The organism is Mesorhizobium sp. M1328, from assembly GCF_040318075.1.
GTDB lineage: Bacteria > Pseudomonadota > Alphaproteobacteria > Rhizobiales > Rhizobiaceae > Mesorhizobium.
In genome coordinates, this window is sequence record NZ_JAMYLO010000010.1 from 56,076 (window position 1) to 74,387 (window position 18,312).

At 57.3% G+C, this 18,312-nt stretch carries 18 protein-coding genes and 1 pseudogene; 12 read left to right on the top strand and 7 right to left on the bottom strand.

All coding sequences use genetic code 11. The features are described from left to right. Nucleotides 1-47 precede the first annotated feature (47 nt). Together NKH23_RS18635 and NKH23_RS18640 are read right to left on the bottom strand one after the other, a co-directional pair. Nucleotides 48-308: a hypothetical protein gene (locus NKH23_RS18635; protein WP_352716668.1), complete on the bottom strand. Its 261-nt coding sequence runs from the start codon at nt 306-308 to the stop codon at nt 48-50. A 106-nt stretch (nt 309-414) separates the two neighbouring features. Then, entirely contained in the window at nt 415-591 is a 177-nt protein-coding gene (locus NKH23_RS18640) for a hypothetical protein (RefSeq protein WP_352716666.1), read from the bottom strand. Between the two features lie 779 nt (nt 592-1,370). On the opposite strand from NKH23_RS18640, the gene NKH23_RS18645 reads away from it, so the two are divergent. After that, complete coding sequence (locus NKH23_RS18645; protein WP_352912384.1) at nt 1,371-2,231, top strand: ATP-dependent DNA ligase; 861 nt, start codon at nt 1,371-1,373, stop codon at nt 2,229-2,231. 2 nt (nt 2,232-2,233) lie between these two features. Here NKH23_RS18645 and NKH23_RS18650 read toward each other — a convergent pair whose 3' ends face one another. Then, nucleotides 2,234-2,425 carry a hypothetical protein gene (locus NKH23_RS18650; RefSeq protein WP_352716663.1) on the bottom strand — a complete coding sequence of 64 codons (192 nt, stop codon included), beginning with the start codon at nt 2,423-2,425 and terminating at the stop codon, nt 2,234-2,236. Nucleotides 2,426-2,802: 377 nt separating this feature from the next. Here NKH23_RS18650 and NKH23_RS18655 point away from each other — a divergent pair, with 377 nt between their 5' ends. Beyond that, complete coding sequence (locus NKH23_RS18655) at nt 2,803-3,096, top strand: hypothetical protein (protein WP_352716661.1); 294 nt, start codon at nt 2,803-2,805, stop codon at nt 3,094-3,096. 422 nt (nt 3,097-3,518) lie between these two features. On the opposite strand, the gene NKH23_RS18660 is transcribed toward NKH23_RS18655, so the two are convergent. From NKH23_RS18660 to NKH23_RS18675, 3 genes are all read right to left on the bottom strand, one after another. Beyond that, nucleotides 3,519-4,043 (bottom strand): helix-turn-helix transcriptional regulator, encoded by a 525-nt coding sequence (locus NKH23_RS18660; protein WP_352716659.1) that lies wholly within the window; start codon nt 4,041-4,043, stop codon nt 3,519-3,521. A gap of 1,571 nt (nt 4,044-5,614) precedes the next feature. Next, a complete protein-coding gene (locus NKH23_RS18665; protein WP_352716657.1) occupies nt 5,615-5,845 on the bottom strand; it encodes a hypothetical protein in 231 nt (76 codons plus the stop codon). A gap of 825 nt (nt 5,846-6,670) precedes the next feature. After that, nucleotides 6,671-6,904, bottom strand: coding sequence for a hypothetical protein (locus NKH23_RS18675; RefSeq protein WP_352716655.1), 234 nt, complete (start codon nt 6,902-6,904; stop codon nt 6,671-6,673). 644 nt (nt 6,905-7,548) lie between these two features. Here NKH23_RS18675 and NKH23_RS18680 point away from each other — a divergent pair. The 9 genes and pseudogenes from NKH23_RS18680 to NKH23_RS18720 all read left to right on the top strand — a co-directional run bounded on the left by NKH23_RS18680 (nt 7,549) and on the right by NKH23_RS18720 (nt 17,517). Then, nucleotides 7,549-8,691, top strand: coding sequence for a helix-turn-helix domain-containing protein (locus NKH23_RS18680; protein WP_353035144.1), 1,143 nt, complete (start codon nt 7,549-7,551; stop codon nt 8,689-8,691). A 319-nt stretch (nt 8,692-9,010) separates the two neighbouring features. Continuing rightward, on the top strand, nt 9,011-10,753 hold the full coding sequence (locus NKH23_RS18685; protein WP_352716652.1) for a putative bifunctional diguanylate cyclase/phosphodiesterase: 1,743 nt from the start codon (nt 9,011-9,013) through the stop codon (nt 10,751-10,753). A gap of 175 nt (nt 10,754-10,928) precedes the next feature. Continuing rightward, entirely contained in the window at nt 10,929-11,450 is a 522-nt protein-coding gene (locus NKH23_RS18690) for a ubiquinone biosynthesis methyltransferase UbiE (protein WP_352716774.1), read from the top strand. Continuing rightward, nucleotides 11,447-12,625, top strand: coding sequence for a methyltransferase domain-containing protein (locus tag NKH23_RS18695; protein WP_353035146.1), 1,179 nt, complete (start codon nt 11,447-11,449; stop codon nt 12,623-12,625). The genes NKH23_RS18690 and NKH23_RS18695 overlap by 4 nt, the downstream gene beginning before the upstream one ends. After that, on the top strand, nt 12,622-14,988 hold the full coding sequence (locus tag NKH23_RS18700) for a SpoIIE family protein phosphatase (protein WP_352716649.1): 2,367 nt from the start codon (nt 12,622-12,624) through the stop codon (nt 14,986-14,988). Before NKH23_RS18695 ends, NKH23_RS18700 begins: the two co-directional genes overlap by 4 nt. Nucleotides 14,989-14,990: 2 nt before the next feature. Then, on the top strand, nt 14,991-15,551 hold the full coding sequence (locus NKH23_RS18705) for a slr1658 superfamily regulator (RefSeq protein WP_352716648.1): 561 nt from the start codon (nt 14,991-14,993) through the stop codon (nt 15,549-15,551). 18 nt (nt 15,552-15,569) lie between these two features. After that, entirely contained in the window at nt 15,570-15,908 is a 339-nt protein-coding gene (locus NKH23_RS18710) for a slr1659 superfamily regulator (protein WP_352912389.1), read from the top strand. A 176-nt stretch (nt 15,909-16,084) separates the two neighbouring features. Next, a complete protein-coding gene (locus NKH23_RS18715; protein WP_352716646.1) occupies nt 16,085-16,747 on the top strand; it encodes an ATP-dependent DNA ligase in 663 nt (220 codons plus the stop codon). 111 nt (nt 16,748-16,858) lie between these two features. Next, nucleotides 16,859-17,517 (top strand): annotated as a pseudogene (locus NKH23_RS18720) (TOBE domain-containing protein). A gap of 196 nt (nt 17,518-17,713) precedes the next feature. Here the strand turns inward: NKH23_RS18720 and NKH23_RS18725 are convergent. Then, nucleotides 17,714-17,917, bottom strand: a complete 204-nt coding sequence (locus NKH23_RS18725; RefSeq protein ID WP_352716785.1) for a hypothetical protein — start codon at nt 17,915-17,917, stop codon at nt 17,714-17,716. Between NKH23_RS18725 and NKH23_RS18730 the strand changes: the two genes are divergently transcribed. Then, entirely contained in the window at nt 17,862-18,044 is a 183-nt protein-coding gene (locus NKH23_RS18730) for a DUF6074 family protein (RefSeq protein ID WP_352716772.1), read from the top strand. The two genes, NKH23_RS18725 and NKH23_RS18730, sit on opposite strands and share 56 nt — an antisense overlap. Nucleotides 18,045-18,312 lie beyond the last annotated feature (268 nt).

Consider the following 18,312-nt stretch of genomic DNA (forward strand, 5'->3'; position numbering starts at 1 on the left):
CGCGGCGGGCTCCCTCTAGCCGAGCCCAATGCCAAATCGCCTAGGCTTCAAGTCGCACGACCCAGAGCGGATGAAACTACAGCCGCTTCCGTTCCCGGCAGTTCGAACAGCATGGGCAGATGGCGACACTCGGCTTCGTCCACGATCAGCTCCTCGATAGTCGCGATGGAAAGATGGCTTTTAAGGCGCAGCCGGACAACCGCCGCGAGTTTGTGAACGGGGACCGGCACCGCCCCGGCGTGATGGGCTAGCAGACTATTGATCTCAGCAACTACCTTTGGATCGACGGCGTGGGGTAATGGTAGCATGGAAGCCTCCCCTTTCGGAAGAATAACTATAAGCCGATGGGGACGATGAGTCTGGCCACGTACGTTTTTAACCAAACATCGTGGGCAGTTCACGGCCAACACGTACTCACTCGTTGTCGGCCTGATCGATTTCATCAAGCAAAGACCTATGCTCATCCGGCAGCCCCTCTTCTAGGGGAAGATTTAGCGCCTTGCGAAGGTAGTCGCGGATGGCTTCTGACGTGATCCACCGTCGTATAAGGCCGGCGATAACCTTCTGCTTCCTTTTGTCGACCTCAACCATTGGCCGAGCCTGCATGCTACATACAACGAACCAGCGAGGAGCCGGACTTGTTCCTCGGGAATGTTTGGTAGAAATTTCTGAGCGGGGGATGAGTGGCTCGCGTGCCCCCCCGGCGCGCTATGCGGTTCAGTTCGAATTCCGTCCTGGCACGTGCGGCGGGAAAACCGGGGCGGCTTCTACGTCCGTCACCTATCCATCGCGAACGGCTCATGCTCGGGAAGGTGATGATGCAGCACTTCGACAAGGTTTCGCTTGTCGAATGTCTGCCCGCACATTGGACAGAACTCCAAATGCCCCGGTTCGTCGTTGTCCGGCGACCCGTGGATTTTGCCCTTCATAGTTGGCGGATTGTGCTTATCCCGTCTCACGTCGTCACCCATCATAACCTGTTGGGATAGCCCGACGGCATTTGGGGGACGATTGGCCGCTGGGCCTACCTACCGGCTGAGAGCGTTCGCCCCAGCTGGGCCGGATAATACGCCCGTTCATGCATCATTGCTAATTTAATAAAATGATCATGGTACGTTCCCCTAGGCGCCAGTGCGATCGGGCCTAGACTGATTCCGTGCGTAAACCAGTGAGTGCAAGGGCCGCCTCGAGTTCATTCCGCCGATGCAGCCCAAGCTGGTTTCAAAGCCGCCCGAGGGCGAACACTGGATTCACGAGGTCAAGCTCGACGGCACCGCAACGTCAGTGGATGCGGATTGTTGCCCACAGCGTATATTTCTGGAACCTAATATAACCAGAAGGATTGAATGGCGGTCTCGTGAGTGCCGTTCATGCCTTTGCCGTTTGTAGAGCCGTTGATGCCGACCTTGGTGGATAAGCCTCCAGAAGGAGGCGACTGGATCCACGAGGTCAAGTTCGACGGCTACCGCTCGCAGGTCATCATCGACGAAGCGGGCACGCGAATCTTCACGCGCAACGGAATGGACTGGACGGCGAAGTATCCCGACCTGGTCGAGACGGCCAAAGGACTTGTTGTCGACAGCGCCATCATAGATGGGGAAATCATCGTTCCGAATGAAGCTGGTCTCGCCGATTACGCTGCTTTGCGGAAGGCGATTACCCGTCGCCAACATGACCTCTATTTCGTCGCCTTCGATCTCCTGCACCTCAACGGTCATGACCTACGCGACGTGCCCCTTGAACATCGGCGCGAACTGCTGGTTGGCTTGATCCCTGCGGCAAGTCGCATCCAATTCAGTGAAGCTCTTCCGGGGGAGGCCAAAGCTATCTTTCATCTACTTGATAAGGCCGGTCTGGAGGGGATGGTCTCCAAGCGCCGTCGCAGTAAGTATCGCAGCGGGCGGTCGATCAACTGGCTGAAAGTGAAGTGCTACACCGTTGAGGAATATGAACTGCTCGGCGTCGAGCGCGAGGCGGGCAAGCCAGCCTTCGCCCTGATGGGTGAGATCGGCACGCGCAAATATGTCGGACCTGCTTTCATCAATTCGAGCCGAGCGATCCGCGAGCGGCTATGGAAACGGGCCCAGGAACATGCGGGGCCACCGCCCAAGGGCATGAAGCGGCCAGCGACGCAATGGGTCAAGCCGGGGATCAAAGCCCGCGTGAAGCACCTCAGGGGCGAGGAGGACTTACGACACGCATCGTTGCAAGATTTTTGGGATGAGAAATAATCCTACCGGGTCAGCCGTTCGACTGTTTCGATTATGGCCTTGGCCAGAGCCTCGCCCTCGTGCACGGGGCGGGGGCCGTAGAGCACGTTCACCGGTTCCTCGCTTGGCAGCACGCCGGCCGGACAGGTCAGCTCGATCGCCATGCGCACGAGCTGCAGGCCGCTGCGCTCGCCATATTTGTAGTTTTCATCCATCCCCGGATTCTGGTGCGACTCCGGCGGCCGTCAAGCACCTAGTCAAGGGAACCGACCATTTGCAGGATCAGCGTCAGCAGGATAAATCTAAAGGCTGACCCAAAAACTCCCGCCAAAAAAAGGTGCGTTCTTTTCGACGCATGGCCTCCCTCCCAGAAGTACCCCTTGAGGCCTTAAACCACGTTTTTTCGCTTTGGCGAATATGCGCCATCGACTTAGGTGCGGGCCTGTGGATAAACATGGGGGACACCAAACTCCGCCTGGCCAAGGATGCGGGTCCAGTTCGTCGCTCATCTGGTCCTTTCTCGGCTTAGATTGGTCGAAAAGATTCCACACCCGGTCTTGACGATCAAGGAAAATGTTCCTTTTCTGTTCTCATGGCGCACGATCCTATCGACACGCTGGGCAAGGCGACCCGGCACAACATGCTTGTGAAGGCAGAATGCAGCTGCGGCAATGTCCGCTACTTCCGCTCCGCTGACCTGATGATGGTGTATGGCGGCGGCGTCGATCCCCCAAAGCTGAAGTTCGATTGCAGCCGCTGCAAGCCGACGGTGAAGATCACGCTCCTAGAGGTGCACCCGGAGCACCTGCCGAAACGACTGATGATCCACAAGCCAATGAAGATCGACGGCAAGATCCATTGGGCCACCGAACGGTTCCGGGGGTGACAAAAGGCTGGACAGTTCAGGGGCTGATCGTAGCTGGGGCGGCGAAGGGCACAATCGGGTATGATCGTGCCGTACTCACAGCCGGTGCCGAGCAAAGCCGTCGAGCGAACAAGCGATCTGTGACCGACCCACTTGAACCGGCCGAAGCCGCACCCGGCGCTTGAATAATTCAACCGCTGCAAAACTCAAGCTTGATCAAGCCGAAAATCTGTAGACTAAAAACCCGCTCGTTGCAGAACTTGCAACTTCGGGCCAAAGTGGTGCCCCGAACGGGAGATAGGCTGTACCCTATCTCCCCGCCCTCCGGGGAGCCAACTGGCATCCGGGGTTTGCGGAACTTGTCGCTTATTAGGGGACACCGCGAACCCCATGAAGTCAAAAGCGTTTCGGGATTGGCTGTTTGATGCATCCAAGCGACGCCCTTATGGCAAGACTGAAATGCGCCCAAGAAGAGCCACCAGTTCCGCCTGACGTTTCGTTTCGGTCTTGGCGAACAGCGAGGCAAGCTGGGAGCGGATCGTGGTGCGGCTGAGGCGCCAACTGCGGGCAATTTCCAAAGGCGCATCGCCCTGAGCCAAACGCAACGCGAGGTGCGTTTCCGCGCTCGTCAAGCCAAACATCTTTTGCAGTGTCTGAGGATTTGGCCCCGACCTGTTCTCGCGGTCCAGCAACGCCACAATGCTCGTTCCGTCAGGAGCGATAAACCCGTCCTCATCCAATATCACCGGCCTGTCGCCGCTGCTGCGGATCACTACCCACGATAGTGAGCCCGGCAGGAAATGGGCCGGAACATTCGCGATCAGCCGCCTCAAGGCCACCGAAAGCCCGCTGGCCGTATCGGCCACTTCGCCCTGGCGCTCCAGCGTGGTTTGAGCGGCGGCGTTCCATTCGACCACTTTCCTCTCGCGGTTCAGCACGAGATAGCCGCAGCCGATGCGATCAAGCATGCCGGTTATGGATTCCAGGCTGCGTGCTCTTGGCTCCCCGACCCCTGCGCCCAGTCGATCTGATGCACGATCTGAATAGGCATAAGAGGGCCCCTTCGTATGCGCCTCACGGTCATACTTGGTCCTCATCACAATGTATCGGTTGCCGGCTGCAGCTTCAGTGTGTCTATCGATCAGAGTCATTTTCTACCCCTGCCCAAAGTTTCACCAGCCCGAAGCAAGTGGATTCCTCAATCCACGCTTCCACAATACGCGATTCTATACGAACCAAATTGAAGATTGTCGTTAGCTTCGCATCCAGAAACTTATCTCGGAATGCATTTCTTAAGATTTCTTCATGCCGCCAAGCTGCCGATAGTATTCCTGCTCACCTGTTTCCGACACCACACAGCCCTCCCACGAAACGGCAAGATTATCAGAACTTCGTACAGCTCTTTTATCTCAAAACTGACCATAAATATGGGAGATCCCCATGACCACCACGGCCACCACGCCCCGCTCAACGAGCGTTACGAGCACCACCGAGTCAGCCAAGCCGTATCGCGGACGGCGGATGTCAATTTCCCGAAAAGCTCAACCTCAGGGGGCAGCATAGTAAGCAATCTGCCTACGGTCTGCAGGACTAGCATCAACAGAAAAAACCCAAAGAACGACCCAAGAACCCCCGCCACCATAACGGTGCGACGCTTGCCTCGCATGCTTCCTCCCTAGAAAGCGCTTCTCCCTCAGGGGGTAGACATCGCTGCTAGCTAGAAAGCCAGCTAATTGTCGTGGGTGTGTTGCTTGCTCGACCACCAGATCAGGTAGATTGATCCCATCCTAAGCACCGGGACGCGCCTGTCGCGCTCACGGGTAGGCAACTCGCGATAGGTTTTCACCTTCAGAGGCGCGACAACGCAAAGTTCACCGGCCCGGCCTATTTGACAAGCGCGCAAATGGCATATGCTGTCAGCGTCCAAGCCGTTGGGAGCGTAGTGGCTACATGCGCTTGTGCTACCCACCCCGGAGCTGGGGAAGTAACCGGCAAGCTCCTAGAAATTAGAGCATTTGAATTTGACGCGCTGGCACCGCCACCTATCACGACTTTTGGCTTGGGACACCAAGCCTGTGCGGATTTGTCTGGGCTTGTATCACTCGCACTTGCATAGCGGGTGATTTCCCAACCGCTGACGCCGTCCTTCCCCGCTGGACCCTCAGCCCCCATTGCACCTTTAGGTCCCTGCTTGCCGGGCAGACCTTGTGGACCGACAGGCCCTTGGGGCCCTGGGGGGCCCGCCGTTGCGCAACCTGCAAGCAACGCGACACATGCTAGAGTGGTAATAATTCTCATGATCACCTCCCCGGTTTCCCGGTGAGTTTGACGACAAAAACATTCGCCAAATCGAGCGAATGTATCACCACGCGATTGTCGTGGATAGGAACGCGATCGGCGGCTAACCGAACGTCGTATATGCGCCGTGACGACGGGCAGCCAGCAATCGTGGCGTAAAGTGTTGACGCACCTTCCTTGCGGAGTCTTCTCGGTTTCGCCTCATGTGAAACCCTTGCACAATTCCCAGGCGCTCGCCCGGTCATTTTTGCCCGCCCTGGGGCGCCGACAACGCTGCGTCCTTCTTCTTTTTCAAGCGCTGAGGCACTTTAGATCGGACCTCCGCTACGCCGTCAGCAGACTTCTTCCGCAATTGAGGCGTAACAAATTTGTCGGTGATGAAGTGTTCCAAGCTGCCAATGAGAGGATCGAGATCCTTGAACGAAGGGTTCCAGCCACGATGGGCGGAAGCATTGCCGGCATTTATCAGCACCTCGAAATTGTCGCGTTGTGACGGGGTATCAGGCCCGAGTCCTCCATAGTTTTGAGCTTGGCTTCAAATGCCTGCTCTGGATCGATGCCAAGAACTTCCGATGCCACATCGAAGGCAGAGCGGATCCCGATTGCTGCGAGGATATTCAGATCGTGGTCAAGAGCTTTATAAATCTGAAACAGGCAAGCTTCTAGATCGGCTGATTTGTCATGCTCAATGTAGCTATTCAGCCTGTCTAACCAGGCGGTCGCGCTTAAATTTAGCCGGCCAGCTCTTAACTAGAATGTCGTGTAACTAGAATGTCGTGCTCATACTCGACGTTTCCAGCGCTGTCATATCCAACAGGATAGTGCGACTCGGAATCGGTGAACTCCGACTGGGCAAAGACATGATCACAGCCGCAGCAGACGAGCAGATACCAATCCTTCCACCATCGTAGTTCCCTTCGCTGCCAGTTACGCGGTGGTGACCTTTGATTTCACAATTCCGCTCGCCTTTGCACGATGCGCAGAACGCTTTCTGCCTTGAACCGATTCTGTTCTGCTCGCTCACGCAACTGCCCTTGTAATTCACGCCTATTTAGATAGACCTTGTCGCAGGAAATGAGTGAGAGCGCGAGCCAGAACAACCGAGGAACGAGTTGCTACGCTTTTTGCAACGCAACGCTACGGTATCGAACGGGGCGAGGCGTCACGAACAGCGCAAGCAAGCTTCGAAACCGTTGAGGGATAAGGCTTTGCGGGTACGCGGCGGGATGGCTAGGGATGGCTGGTAGCGAATTTCAAGTCCGGTGCCTTGGCAACAGCGCGTCGCGACTGAACGGATTCATGCGACGCGCCTTCCCGCAGCCTTTTGCCGACGAGACTTGACCGCCTCAAGCAGTTCGCGCTCGCTGGTGTGAGCATTTCGAAAAATGGCCACAACCATTACTGTCAAGATTTCGGCCGCCTGGTCCAAAGGGTCGAGATGCTCATCCGCGCAGACCTGATCGAACACGCGTTCGCAAATAGCCAGGTCATGAGGGCTGAGGCAGGTGCGATTGAAATGCCGACGCAGCATCTGTGCGAACCTTTCAGGGCCCGCTACCGTGCTTGCGGCGGGCTTTTGTTGATGAACCGCTGAAGCGATGGCTGTTTAAGTGACAACGTCATCCGCAGTGCATAGGAATCAATTTACTTGGTTCCTGACTGCTCCGTTATTAGTCCTAGCATAAGCGCACACTCACGGGCTTTATATTGTCCGGTAATCATAAGTCTATAGTAATCCTGCCGCTTGTTTTCCGGGACGTGAAATCCGCGCCGAAATTCGGCTGCCTCTTTCGGAGTTCGAGTGCAACCGAGTTTGCTGGCGGTGACTTTCAAACTCGCCAGTGAGCATCCGACCTTTGCCGCAATGTTTTTCAACGGCTCGTTGTTACCGTATCCATCCAGAATTATCCTGCGACGAGCTTCGCTGTTGAGCCTAGTGGCCATTTTGGTGGTCTCCTCAACTGATATTCCACGATGCCCGATTCTATACGCACCAGGTTGAAGAGTGTCGTTGGCGTCGCATCCAGAAACTTATCTCGCAATGCATTTCTTGCCGTAATCCAGCGTGATCGCCGTTTCACTCGACTCGAGTTCACCAGTCTTGCCAGATGCCCGAAGTACACCACATGATTGAGACGGGCATGGGCATACCCGATTCGGATATGGCACCACGCGATGGACACTAAGAGGCAAGACGAGGTCCGTGCGGGGCAGCCGCGGGACCGTGATCGGCGTCGTTGGCCACGCGAAGATCAACCCCACAATGAGGACGCTCCATCGCCCGCGCCGGCGTTCGAACCTCTGCCCTTTTCGACGCTGGAACTGGCGCCAGAGGATCAGTTCGCCGCTTGGCAAGCGCATATGGCGCCGCTTGTCGAGGTCAGGTTGCCGGATGACAAATCGTTGAACGATGGCTTTCCCGCCGACCACACGGCTTGGAATCTCGGTGGCATGCTGATGATTCAACAGCGCGCGCCGGCACATAGCTTCATGCGTTCCGCCGCGAAGCTCCGATCCAGTTCGATCGATCACTGGTATATCGTCTTGCCTCGTACCGGCCGGTCGTGGACGGAGATCGATCGCCGCGTTGCGGAAAACCAGCCGGGCAAGTTGGAGATCAGATCACTTGGCTATCCGTTTCGCGGGAGGGTAACTGACTCGGAAAGTCTCGTTCTCTATCTGCCGCGTGATTTGTTCTCTGATGCGGCGTCAACCCTCGATGCAAAGAACAATTCAATTCTGTCCGGTAACTTTGCCAACCTCTTGGTCGACTACGTCAACAGCATCGAAGCAAGGCTGCGCAGTCTCACCGCTGACGATCTACCCCGCATTGTGCACGTAACACGCAGCATGATCATTGCCTGCCTCGGGCCTCCGGCCGAACAGGCTGCGGCCGCCGAACAATTGAGAAGTGTCGCCCTAATGGAGCGAGCGCGTCGATACGTCCAAAACAATTTGGATGCAGCTCATCTCACACCGGATTCAATGGGCCGGGCGCTCGGCGTATCGCGCTCTCGTCTCTATCAGGTGTTCGAACCGAGCGGTGGCGTTCTCCATTACATACAAAGTCGCCGACTTATGGCAGCCCATGTTGCGCTTAGCGATCCAGCGGACAGGCGGCGCATTGTTGAAATTGCTGAGGCCTTTGGGTTTAGTTCAGCGGCTAATTTCAGCCGAGCATTCAGCAAGGAATTCGGTTACAGCCCCCGCGAAGGCCGCAGTACTGTGGTATTGCCGCGCCCCGCACACTCTGTTTCGCATGCCGGAGACAAGGAGGCCTCTACCTTTGAAGGTTGGCTCAAGGCGCTCGGAAACTGACTACAGGATCGCGAAGCTGATTGGGCTGACTCAGGTGCCCGGGGCGGCGAAGGTCACGCCGCCTCATGGACCACAATATCTTCGTGTCGCGCCTACTGCGCATCAATCACACAGCTGATTCTCGCCAATTCACGGTTTGTTAACGAACTGTGACGGTTCATCGTTATCGATAATTTGCCGCCAGTCACGGCGGAGAATACATGGAACTAGGCTGCGGGCGGCTCTTATTAAGACTGCGATTTGAAAGTTTGCCAAGCTCGACAGTTATGCTACTTTTAGACTGGGGGGCGCGAGTCTGCACCGCCTATGGAGGTGGTTCTTGCCCTCAGAGGCTTCAGGCGTCGGCACGGAGAGTGAGGGGCCTTCATCGAGCGATGCTCCAAGTGTCGGCGAAGGCGTTCTCGCAGACCTTTTGGCGAACACGACCGAACTTTTGTCGTTCTATGACCGTGACTTTCGCCTGACGCACTACGCGGCCAGGCTCAAAGGCTTGTACGGAGGCGCGGTAGCGCCGGGCGCCGCCGTCTGGGAGATCTACCCGAGCTTTCTCGATACGAGCTATCGCGACGAATTTCTTCGTGTGTTCCAAGGTGCCTCTCCGGCAAGCATCGACTTGCCGCGATCATCGGGCGGAGCGCAACGGTCCGTTTTTGTGTTCACCACGGCAAACGGTGCGGGAATCATCGAATCAAGAGAGGACGGCGGGCGGAGCGCAGCGGAGGAACAAGAGCATGTAGTTCTACTCCATCAGGCGACGCACGACGTGCTGACCGGACTGCAGAATCGGCGGCGATTCGGCGAGCGGCTGCAGCAGGCAATCGCGGCCCTCGGCGGATCAAAGCCGAAAGCCGCCCTTCTGCAAATCGACCTTGACGATTTCAAAGCGGTCAACGACACGCTCGGCCATGGAGCAGGCGACACTCTTCTTCAACTCGCGGCGGGTCGTATCCGCGATGCGCTGCAGGACGGCGAATCCGCATACCGGTATGCCGGCGATGAGTTCGCTGTCATCCAATTGGGAAAGGAGCAGCCAGCAGAGGCTGAACGCCTCGCCGGATCTCTAGTCGACGCGTTCAAGGACCCGTTCGTCATCAACGGCATTCCCGTGTTCGTCGGCTCGAGTATCGGAATTGCTTTCGGGCCGGAGCACGGGACCGATGGCGAACAGTTGATGAAAGCCGCTGACATTGCTCTTTACGCGGCCAAGACAGATGGACGCGGCTGCGCTCGAACATTCAACCGTTCGATGCTGCTCTTGCTCGAGCAACGCGAGAATCTCAGGCGCAGCCTTCGAACCGCGCTGGAGCGCGGCGAGCTTTATCTGGAGTATCAGCCGCTCATTCGGCCTCCCTCGTCAGTGACGGGTTTCGAAGCGCTGCTGCGGTGGCGGCACCCCGAGGTCGGAATCATTCCACCCAACGTGTTCATACCGATCGCCGAAGCCGACGGTCTGATGGACGAGATTGGACGATGGGTGATCGAGGAAGCCTGTCGCCAGGCGTTGACGTGGCCTTCCTCGCTGACAGTCGCAGTGAACCTGTCGCCGGCTCAGTTCCTCAGCGGTTCGCTGACGGACACCGTCGCTCAGGTCCTCGACGCAGTTGGGATTGAAGCCGACAGACTTGAACTTGAGATAACCGAGAGGGTCCTACTTGAGAAGACGATTGACAATATAGACACATTGAATACGCTGAATGTCTTGGGAATACGAATATCGCTAGACGATTTTGGAACATACTATTCTTCGTTGAGCTACCTTAAAAATTTTCCCTTCGATACGTTGAAGATAGATCAGTACTTTATTGCGGACTTGGAGACCGATCTCAAAAGCCAAACGATCGTGCGATCGATCATGAATCTGGCGCACGGCCTCGGGATAAATGTCACTGCCGAGGGGGTCGAGACCCCGGCACAGGCACGGTGGCTGATCAAGGAGAATTGCGATTGCCTGCAAGGCAACTTCCTGGGAAAGCCGCTTGGAGCCGAGGCGATCAGCGGTTTCATCAGGCGGTCCCCGCTGAGGGTGGTACGCGCGATGGAGGAATCAAAACAAGCGCTCTAGCGCCTTGCGCCCTTCGTTAACGGTGAGGCGGAGATTTGTAGAACGATCGAGGCAGATACCGCGCAGTTCTTCAAGTCGGTGCGAGACTGACTCATTACGGGCGCGGAGAAATTTTTCATCGCGGAGGCCATCACCCCGCGAGAGCTCAATACTGATGGAACAAGTGAGGATGCCGATGGGACCTGTTCATCATGACCTGGCTGGAGAGCCGACCTTTGAGCCGATGATCCAGATCGACATGGAAATCAAAGCTTTTGTCTCCGCTTGGAAGCATTGCGATTATGTCTCGACATACGTGGCCCGGATGATCAGTCAGAACAGGTCAGACTCGGTCCACCATTCAAATCTCTTTTCCTCTGCCTTCAACGAATTGCTGGAAGTCGCCTTTCGTACTCGCCATGCCGACGGCGAACTGGCGTGCAGGGTGTCTCGCCATGGCGCGACAGATAGGATCGAGTTAACATTTCCTTGCGTGCCAGAGGAGCGCCAATTCTACGAAGAAGCCGTGTCGCAGTTCGTAGGAATGGAGGCCAGAGAGCGGTATCTCAATTCGGTGTCTGGGGATCTCGCGCCGAGCCGCGAGGTCGTACTCCTGGAATTGGCTGTTGACTACAACGCGACACTCTGGATCGAGGACGCCGAGGGCGATGCAATCAAGCTTGTCGTGGACCTTCCGCTTGAGGGCTTGCAACATTGAGCCCTTACGACCTTCTCCCGCGCTTCAAGGCGCAATACGACGCCAATAACCAGGAGTTCTCCATTTCGGGAGTGGTCCGGCCTCAGGCGATCGATGAGCTTGGGCCGAGCATAGCATTGCTCCGCGATGCGATCGGCCATGTGCGCGGCGTTCTCTACGTCAATGTCAGGCGCCTGACGCAGATGAACAACGCTGCGTTTCACAGCTTTTCGAGGATCATCATCGACGCTTGTCGCGCTCGACCCGATCTCAAATTCGTGGTCATCACGTCAAGCGTCGTCGGATGGACCTCGCGAAAATTCGGTCGCCTGAGCGCAATCGAACCGAACATCACGGTCGAGGAGTATGACACCGAATTCTATCCGGGGCAGGGTTTCCTTGAGGAAGGCGGGTTCGTACCCATCCTGCGCACTCAGACAAAGTTGACCTGGCGCCACGAGCGCGCAATCTTGCCGCGACACGGCATGAGGTCCGGGATCGTCATGGCCGACATCTGTTGCGGGATCGGTGATTTCGCCGTGCTCGCGCAGAAGGAGTTCCAGCCGTCGCGGATCGTCGCCCTCGACCACTCCATATCAAGCCTGAACTATGCTCGACGAGTGATGCGGGAGTTCGACATCCGGGGCATCGAATATACCTATGGCGATGCGTCGGAGATGCTGCTCGACGAAGCGCAGTTCGACTTGGTCACCTGCCGACATTCCCTTCAAATCTTCAATCGACCTGAACTCATTCTCAAGGAGCTCTACCGCATCTGCAAGCCGGGCGGTCGGGTCTATATCACCAACGAGAAGAATTCGCATTGCCTGGGCGAGCCGCGCGCCGAAAGCATTCGTTGGACCTACAACGAGGTGGCGAAGCTGTTCGGGCATTTCGAGATGGACGTCGAGCTTGGACCCAAGAGCCGGCGATACCTGATCGAAGCCGGATTCGAAGACATCCGTATGGAGACCTTCATGGTCACTAACCTGGACGGGGATCCGCAGGACTTCGCCGACGTCATTGCGGCCTGGGCGGACGTCTATGCGGGCGAGATGGCGACCAGACGCGGCGATAGACCGGAGTTCGTCGCACGATTCCGGCAGGGCTTCCAGGACCACATTTTCGCTGCGCTCCACCCCAAGGGTTATACGGGTTGGCCGATCTGGGTCGCATCGGGGCGACGGCCGCAATGAAAGCCGACGATGAGCCTACACCGCGATTCGGCCTGCGCTCCTTTCGAGCGAAATTCGTATTGGTCGTTGGCGGCGCCGTGCTGTTCGACCTCCTTTTGAGCGGTGGCCTGGCGCTTTGGAATGTTCAAAAACTGTCGCGCGACGCCACATCCGAAGTCGGTGAGGGCCTGACGACCGCAAACCAAGAATACATTCGTTCCTATGCCGAATCGACAGCGTTAAGCGTCGACCTGCTGCTCGATCGAGTCCATGGGGACGTCAAGGCGCTGGCGGGCGTGCTGCAGGCCCAGATCGACGATCCAAGCAGGCAACAACAGGTCGGGGCCACGCTTTCGAAGGAGGTGCCCGGCTCCGTGAGGGTCGTCTACGACGCACAGGGCGATTGGGCACAGAACCTGCCGGGAGCGCCTTCCGTGGTCAGCGTCTGGGGCTACCTGCTGGACGCCGACCACAGTCCAATGCCAAGCGTTCAGCGGGAAATAGAAGACAGCACCGTGTTGGACCTCGTTGCGCCGACGCTCATGTCCAGCGGGTCGTCCAAACTGCAAATGTACTATATTGGTCCAAAGGAACGGCCGATCTTCAGGACCGTACCGTATACGGACCAGGCACAGACCTTCGACCGGCTCTATCCAGGCCACAACAAGGCGGAGTTCTGGGAGTTTTTCTTTCCGGGAATCTATGGGTCATGGCAGCAATGGGCCAAGGATCCAGCCTCGCGTCCGGTCCCTGACGATATCACCCAGACAGCGCCTTACACCGATGCGATCACGGGAAAGCTAATCGTCAGCTTTTTCCACCCGCTGTGGACGCGCGATCGCACCGGTATCGCTGGTACAGCGGGAGCAGACATTACTCTCGATCAACTCGCGGAAGTCGTCGAACGTGTGAAGATCGCTGAGACCGGGTTCGGCTTTCTCACAATGTCGACTGGCAACGTGGTGGCGATCAATCCGTCAGGCCAGGCAATCATCGGCCTGACTTCATCGAGCGATGCGGGCACCCAGGGCGTCACCGGCCTGGAGAGGTCCCTGCGGGGAAGTACGCAGCCGGCTATCGCGTCGCTGCCTCTCGACCAGAACAATGACGGTGTCATTCAGCATGTCATGCTCGGCGACAAGGGCGAACGCGTACCCTACATTGTTGTCCTCAAAAGATTGAAGCCGACCAATCTGTGGAGTTCGGGACCGATCAAGTCCGAAATGATGTCGGTCGGGATCGTCGTTCCCGAACGAGAGATCTATGCGTCCCTGTTCGCCGCGCAGAAGAGTATTTCCCGCGCAACCAACCGTATCCTGCTCTTTCAGATCGCCGCGATCGTAGTTTCGCTTCTGATTGTTTTTGCCGCCGTGCTTGGAATTTCGAAGCGGATCACCGCGGGCCTCAGGGCGCTTGCCAGCGCCGCCCAGCGGCTCCAGTCCAAAGACTATTCAGTCCGCGTGAGCATCCCAACGCGCGACGAAGTTGGAGCGGCAGGGATCGCTTTCAACCGCATGGCTGAGCAGATCAGCTTTCACACGGAAAACCTCGAGCAACTCGTCGACGAACGAACCAGGGAACTTGGGGACGCAAATCAGGAGATTTCCGCACTCAATGAAAAGCTGCAGGACGAGAACGTTCGCCTTGGTGCCGAACTCGCGGTCGCCAGACAGATCCAGATGATGGTCCTGCCGAAACAATTCGAACTAGAAGCGATTCCGGGGCTGGAGATCGCAGCCTACATGCGGCCGGCCGACGAGGTCGGCGGCGACTATTACGACGTCCTGCAGAACGGGCCACGGGTCAAGATCGGCATCGGCGACGTGACCGGTCATGGTCTCGAGAGCGGCGTGCTGATGCTGATGGTCCAATCCGTTGCACGTGCGCTGCAGGAGACCAACGAGGGGAACCCGCACCAGTTTCTGGATCGATTGAACAGGGCAATCTACAAGAACATAGAGCGGACGAACACCGGCAAGCATCTCTCGTTGGCCTTTCTTGACTTCGAAGATGAGCGGGTAACGCTATCCGGCCAGCATGAGGACGTTCTTGTCGTGCGTGCGGATGGGGAAGTTGAACGTATCGATACGATTGATCTGGGTTTGCCGGTTGGCTTGGAGAATGACATCTCGAAGTTCATTGCCACGCGTGACATCCTGTTCGGGAGCGGCGACGTGATCGTGCTGCACACAGACGGTGTGACGGAGGCCGAAGACCAAGACAGAGAATTGTTCGGGTTCGAGCGCCTCTGCCAGAGCGCACAAAAACGTCACGGCAGCAGCGCCGAGGACATCAAAACCGGGATCATCGACGATCTGATGGCCCATATCGGGATCCAGAAGATCCACGACGACATCACCCTCGTGATCATAAGGCATAAATAGCCATGCCAACGCTGTTCGGTACCCCTGACATTGCAATCGGGATGAAGGAGAGCGCCAGTCGCGTGCGGCTCTTTGACGGACCTCTCGACTTGAGTTGGCGTCATTGTGCCACGACCGCGGACTTCATCGCCGATCTTTTCGCGTTGCGCTTCCGGTCGTCCCGCAATGACTACATAGAAGTGCGGCACAGTATCGGATATCTGGTCAACGAACTCATCGAAAATGCCGTCAAGTTTCGCGCACCAGGTGAGATCTTGATCGAGGCGTCGATGGATTCGGAGTGCTTCAAGCTCAAAGTGTCGAATGAGGTCGATGGTGAAGATGCCTCTAAGTTCCAAAGTCTCCTGGCGGATCTCACGGTTGGCGACCCCATGGACCTGCTGATACAGCGAATTGAAGAGAATGCCAACAACCCCGACATGGCAGGCTCCGGACTTGGATTGCTGACGTTGATGAGCGACTACGGCGCACGCCTGGCTTGGATATTCAGCGCCGCCGACGAAAGCGATCGGATTTGCGTGGAGACATATGCCTCCATTCCGATCTCGCAAATTCACAACTAGATGAAACGAAGCCAGGCTATGGAAATCAAGACAGACGACTACCGTGTGTGGACTGAAGGAAGCGAAATTTTCTTCGACGGTGCAATGCGACTTGCCAGTTCCGACGCCGGGGCGCCTATCACGGCGTTGGCGACCAGTGTTCTTGCCTCGAATCCCGCTTCCATTACGCTCAATCTGAAGGACCTTCAATTTCTCAACTCTTCCGGCATCAACTTGCTGGCGAAATTTACCATCGAGGTGCGCAAGCATCCCGCTGTTCGACTTGTTGTGCGTGGAACGCCCGACATACCCTGGCAATCGAAATCATTGCCGAATCTGAAGAAGCTGCATCCCGCTGTGGTGCTTTTGATGGACTGACCAAGGTCGTCCGAAATGCCAAACGACCGCGTGGTGCAAGGGCGCTGCGGCGAGCGAGATATGTACGCCAGGATAAGTATCTGGATGCGAAGCTAACGACAATTCGGCTTCGTGGGCAGATGCTCGCAAATGCTTGGCGGGGGCTGGCACAGGCGGCAGGCGTCCAGGTTGGGGGGATGTCGGGCCGCCTGTGCCGATCAGTCGCCGCTGCGCAGTCAAAGGTGACGTCATTGAGTAAGCGTGCCGAGGTCAACGGTGGCCGGCTGGAGTTCATTCCGCCACAGATCCCGACTTGGGTAGAGCAGCCGCCCGAAGACCGGGGATGGGTTCACGAGGTCAATCTTGACGGTTACCGAACCCAGATCATCATCGATAAAGGCGGCGTGCGTCTTTTCAGCAAGAACGGCAGTGACTGGACCACGAAATACTGGCCCATCGCGCTGGCTGTCGAGCTTCCATGCTGGGCTGCCATTATCGACGGCGAGGTCATTGTGCCAGGCGACCAACGCGCTCCCGATTGCCCTGCCCTGGAAGCCGTGATCTGGAACGAACCCAGCCGCCTGGTGTTCGTCGCGTTCGACATCCTCCATCTCGACGGTCGCAATCTAGCCTCTTTGCCCCTGCTGCAGCGCAAGCAGGTGCTGTGGCGACTGGTTGAGCACGGCCTCGGCAAGATCCAGTACAGCGAGCATTTCGAGCGCAGTGCGCTAGCGATCTTCCGGGCCATCGAGAAGACGGGGCTCGAGAGCATCATTTCGAAACGCGCCGACAGCCGCTACAGGAGCGGATCGTCGAACACATGGCTGAAGGCCAAATATTTCGAAGAAGCCGATTTCTGAGCGTCGACGACCGCCTTTGGCGCAATCGCGGGCTCGGCGATGTCCGCTTTGGTCGGCGGTCAAGTCGGGAATGGCCGCCATGCGGCGCGAAGCGGCATCCATTGCAGCCCAATGGCGGGCGTACAGGTATCGAATGTGTCGCGCAGTTTTGGCGCGCACAAGGCGCTGGACGATGTCTCGATCGACCACGCTGCTGCGCCAGATCGCAGGCTTCGACTTTCCCGACTCTGGTCGCATCTCCATAGGCGGCGAAAGTGTTGAGCGGGTACCGGTGGAGAAGCGGCGCATTGGCATGGTGTTCCAGAAGACGCGCTGTTTCCCAATATGAGCGTCTCCGACAATGTCGCCTTCGGCTTGTCAGTGCGCGGCGAGCCCAAGGCGGTGATTGCCAGCGAGGTGCAGCGCGCACTCGACCTGGTGCAGCTCAGCAGGCTCGGCGGCCGCCGGCCGCACCAGCTGTCCGGCGGCCGATTGCCGTCGGCCCGGGTACCAAGCTTGCCGCAGGCGCCAAGGCAAGCTGCGCTGTGCGACCCGAACGCATCCGCATCTTCACTGATGCCGAGGCACCGGATGCGTCCAATGCGAATGTGCTGCGAGGGAAGGTGTCAAAAGCGCATCTTCGCCGGAATAGCAGCACCTACTTTGTCGAGCGTGCTGACCAGACGCTCAAGGTGATTGTGCAGAACACCGGTGCTGGCAGGCTGACGGAAGGTCAGGATGTCGTGCTGTGTTGGTCGCCGGAAAGCACGGTCTTGATTGCGGCGCGGTAGCAAGCCACAGACGTGCCACTGCCCGACCCAGATGGGGAGCGTGGATGACATGCGTTTGTGATGGGAAAAAAATTGCGTGCGGCAGCCTGGTTGAGGTCGGCGCCAGAAACCCCGATACGCCCGCCTACGAGACCATCACAATGTTTGGTGACTAGTCGCGAGACCGTTCGCCCATGCCAGAACTCTTGCTACATGCTCACCAGCCAAAAAGGGATGCGCCGTTAACCAGATTTTCTAACCCTCCAATGCTTAATCGCGAGACTGAATGGGTGAGGTGATCGGTGTCAAACATAAGGGCGTTTCCGCTGTATCGGCGGCGGAAGTTGGTCGAGGAAATTGCCCGCGTGCTGGAATCCAAGAACGGGGAGGATGCGAATGCGTTCTGGCGCAGCACCGCCAAGACAATTCTCCTTCAGTTGTCCGAATCAGGAGTTGCGCTCAGGCTCGCCGAACTGGAAGTTGGATCGCTTCTTCATGCCGTCTTAGGCGATATAGCCAGCCGGAGTGCTGCGAAACGCGTACATTAGCGTCGACTCACGAGGATTGATTGCCCCTCGCAGACTCGACTAGGCTTGGCATATGTTACCAGCACTGCTTCCGTCGAACGCAAGGCCTCTCTATCCCCATTGGGTCTAGGCTGGTAGATTCGGCAACCGAGCGGGTGACGCTATTTTGCGTGATTTCGCAGTCCGCATCCAATGTCAGGTGCGGCTCGCAGATTGTTTCGGTCGCGTGGGCGGAATTCGTCTTGGAACTACCAGCCAGGTCGACAGTGCAGGCCGAATTTGGTTCTCG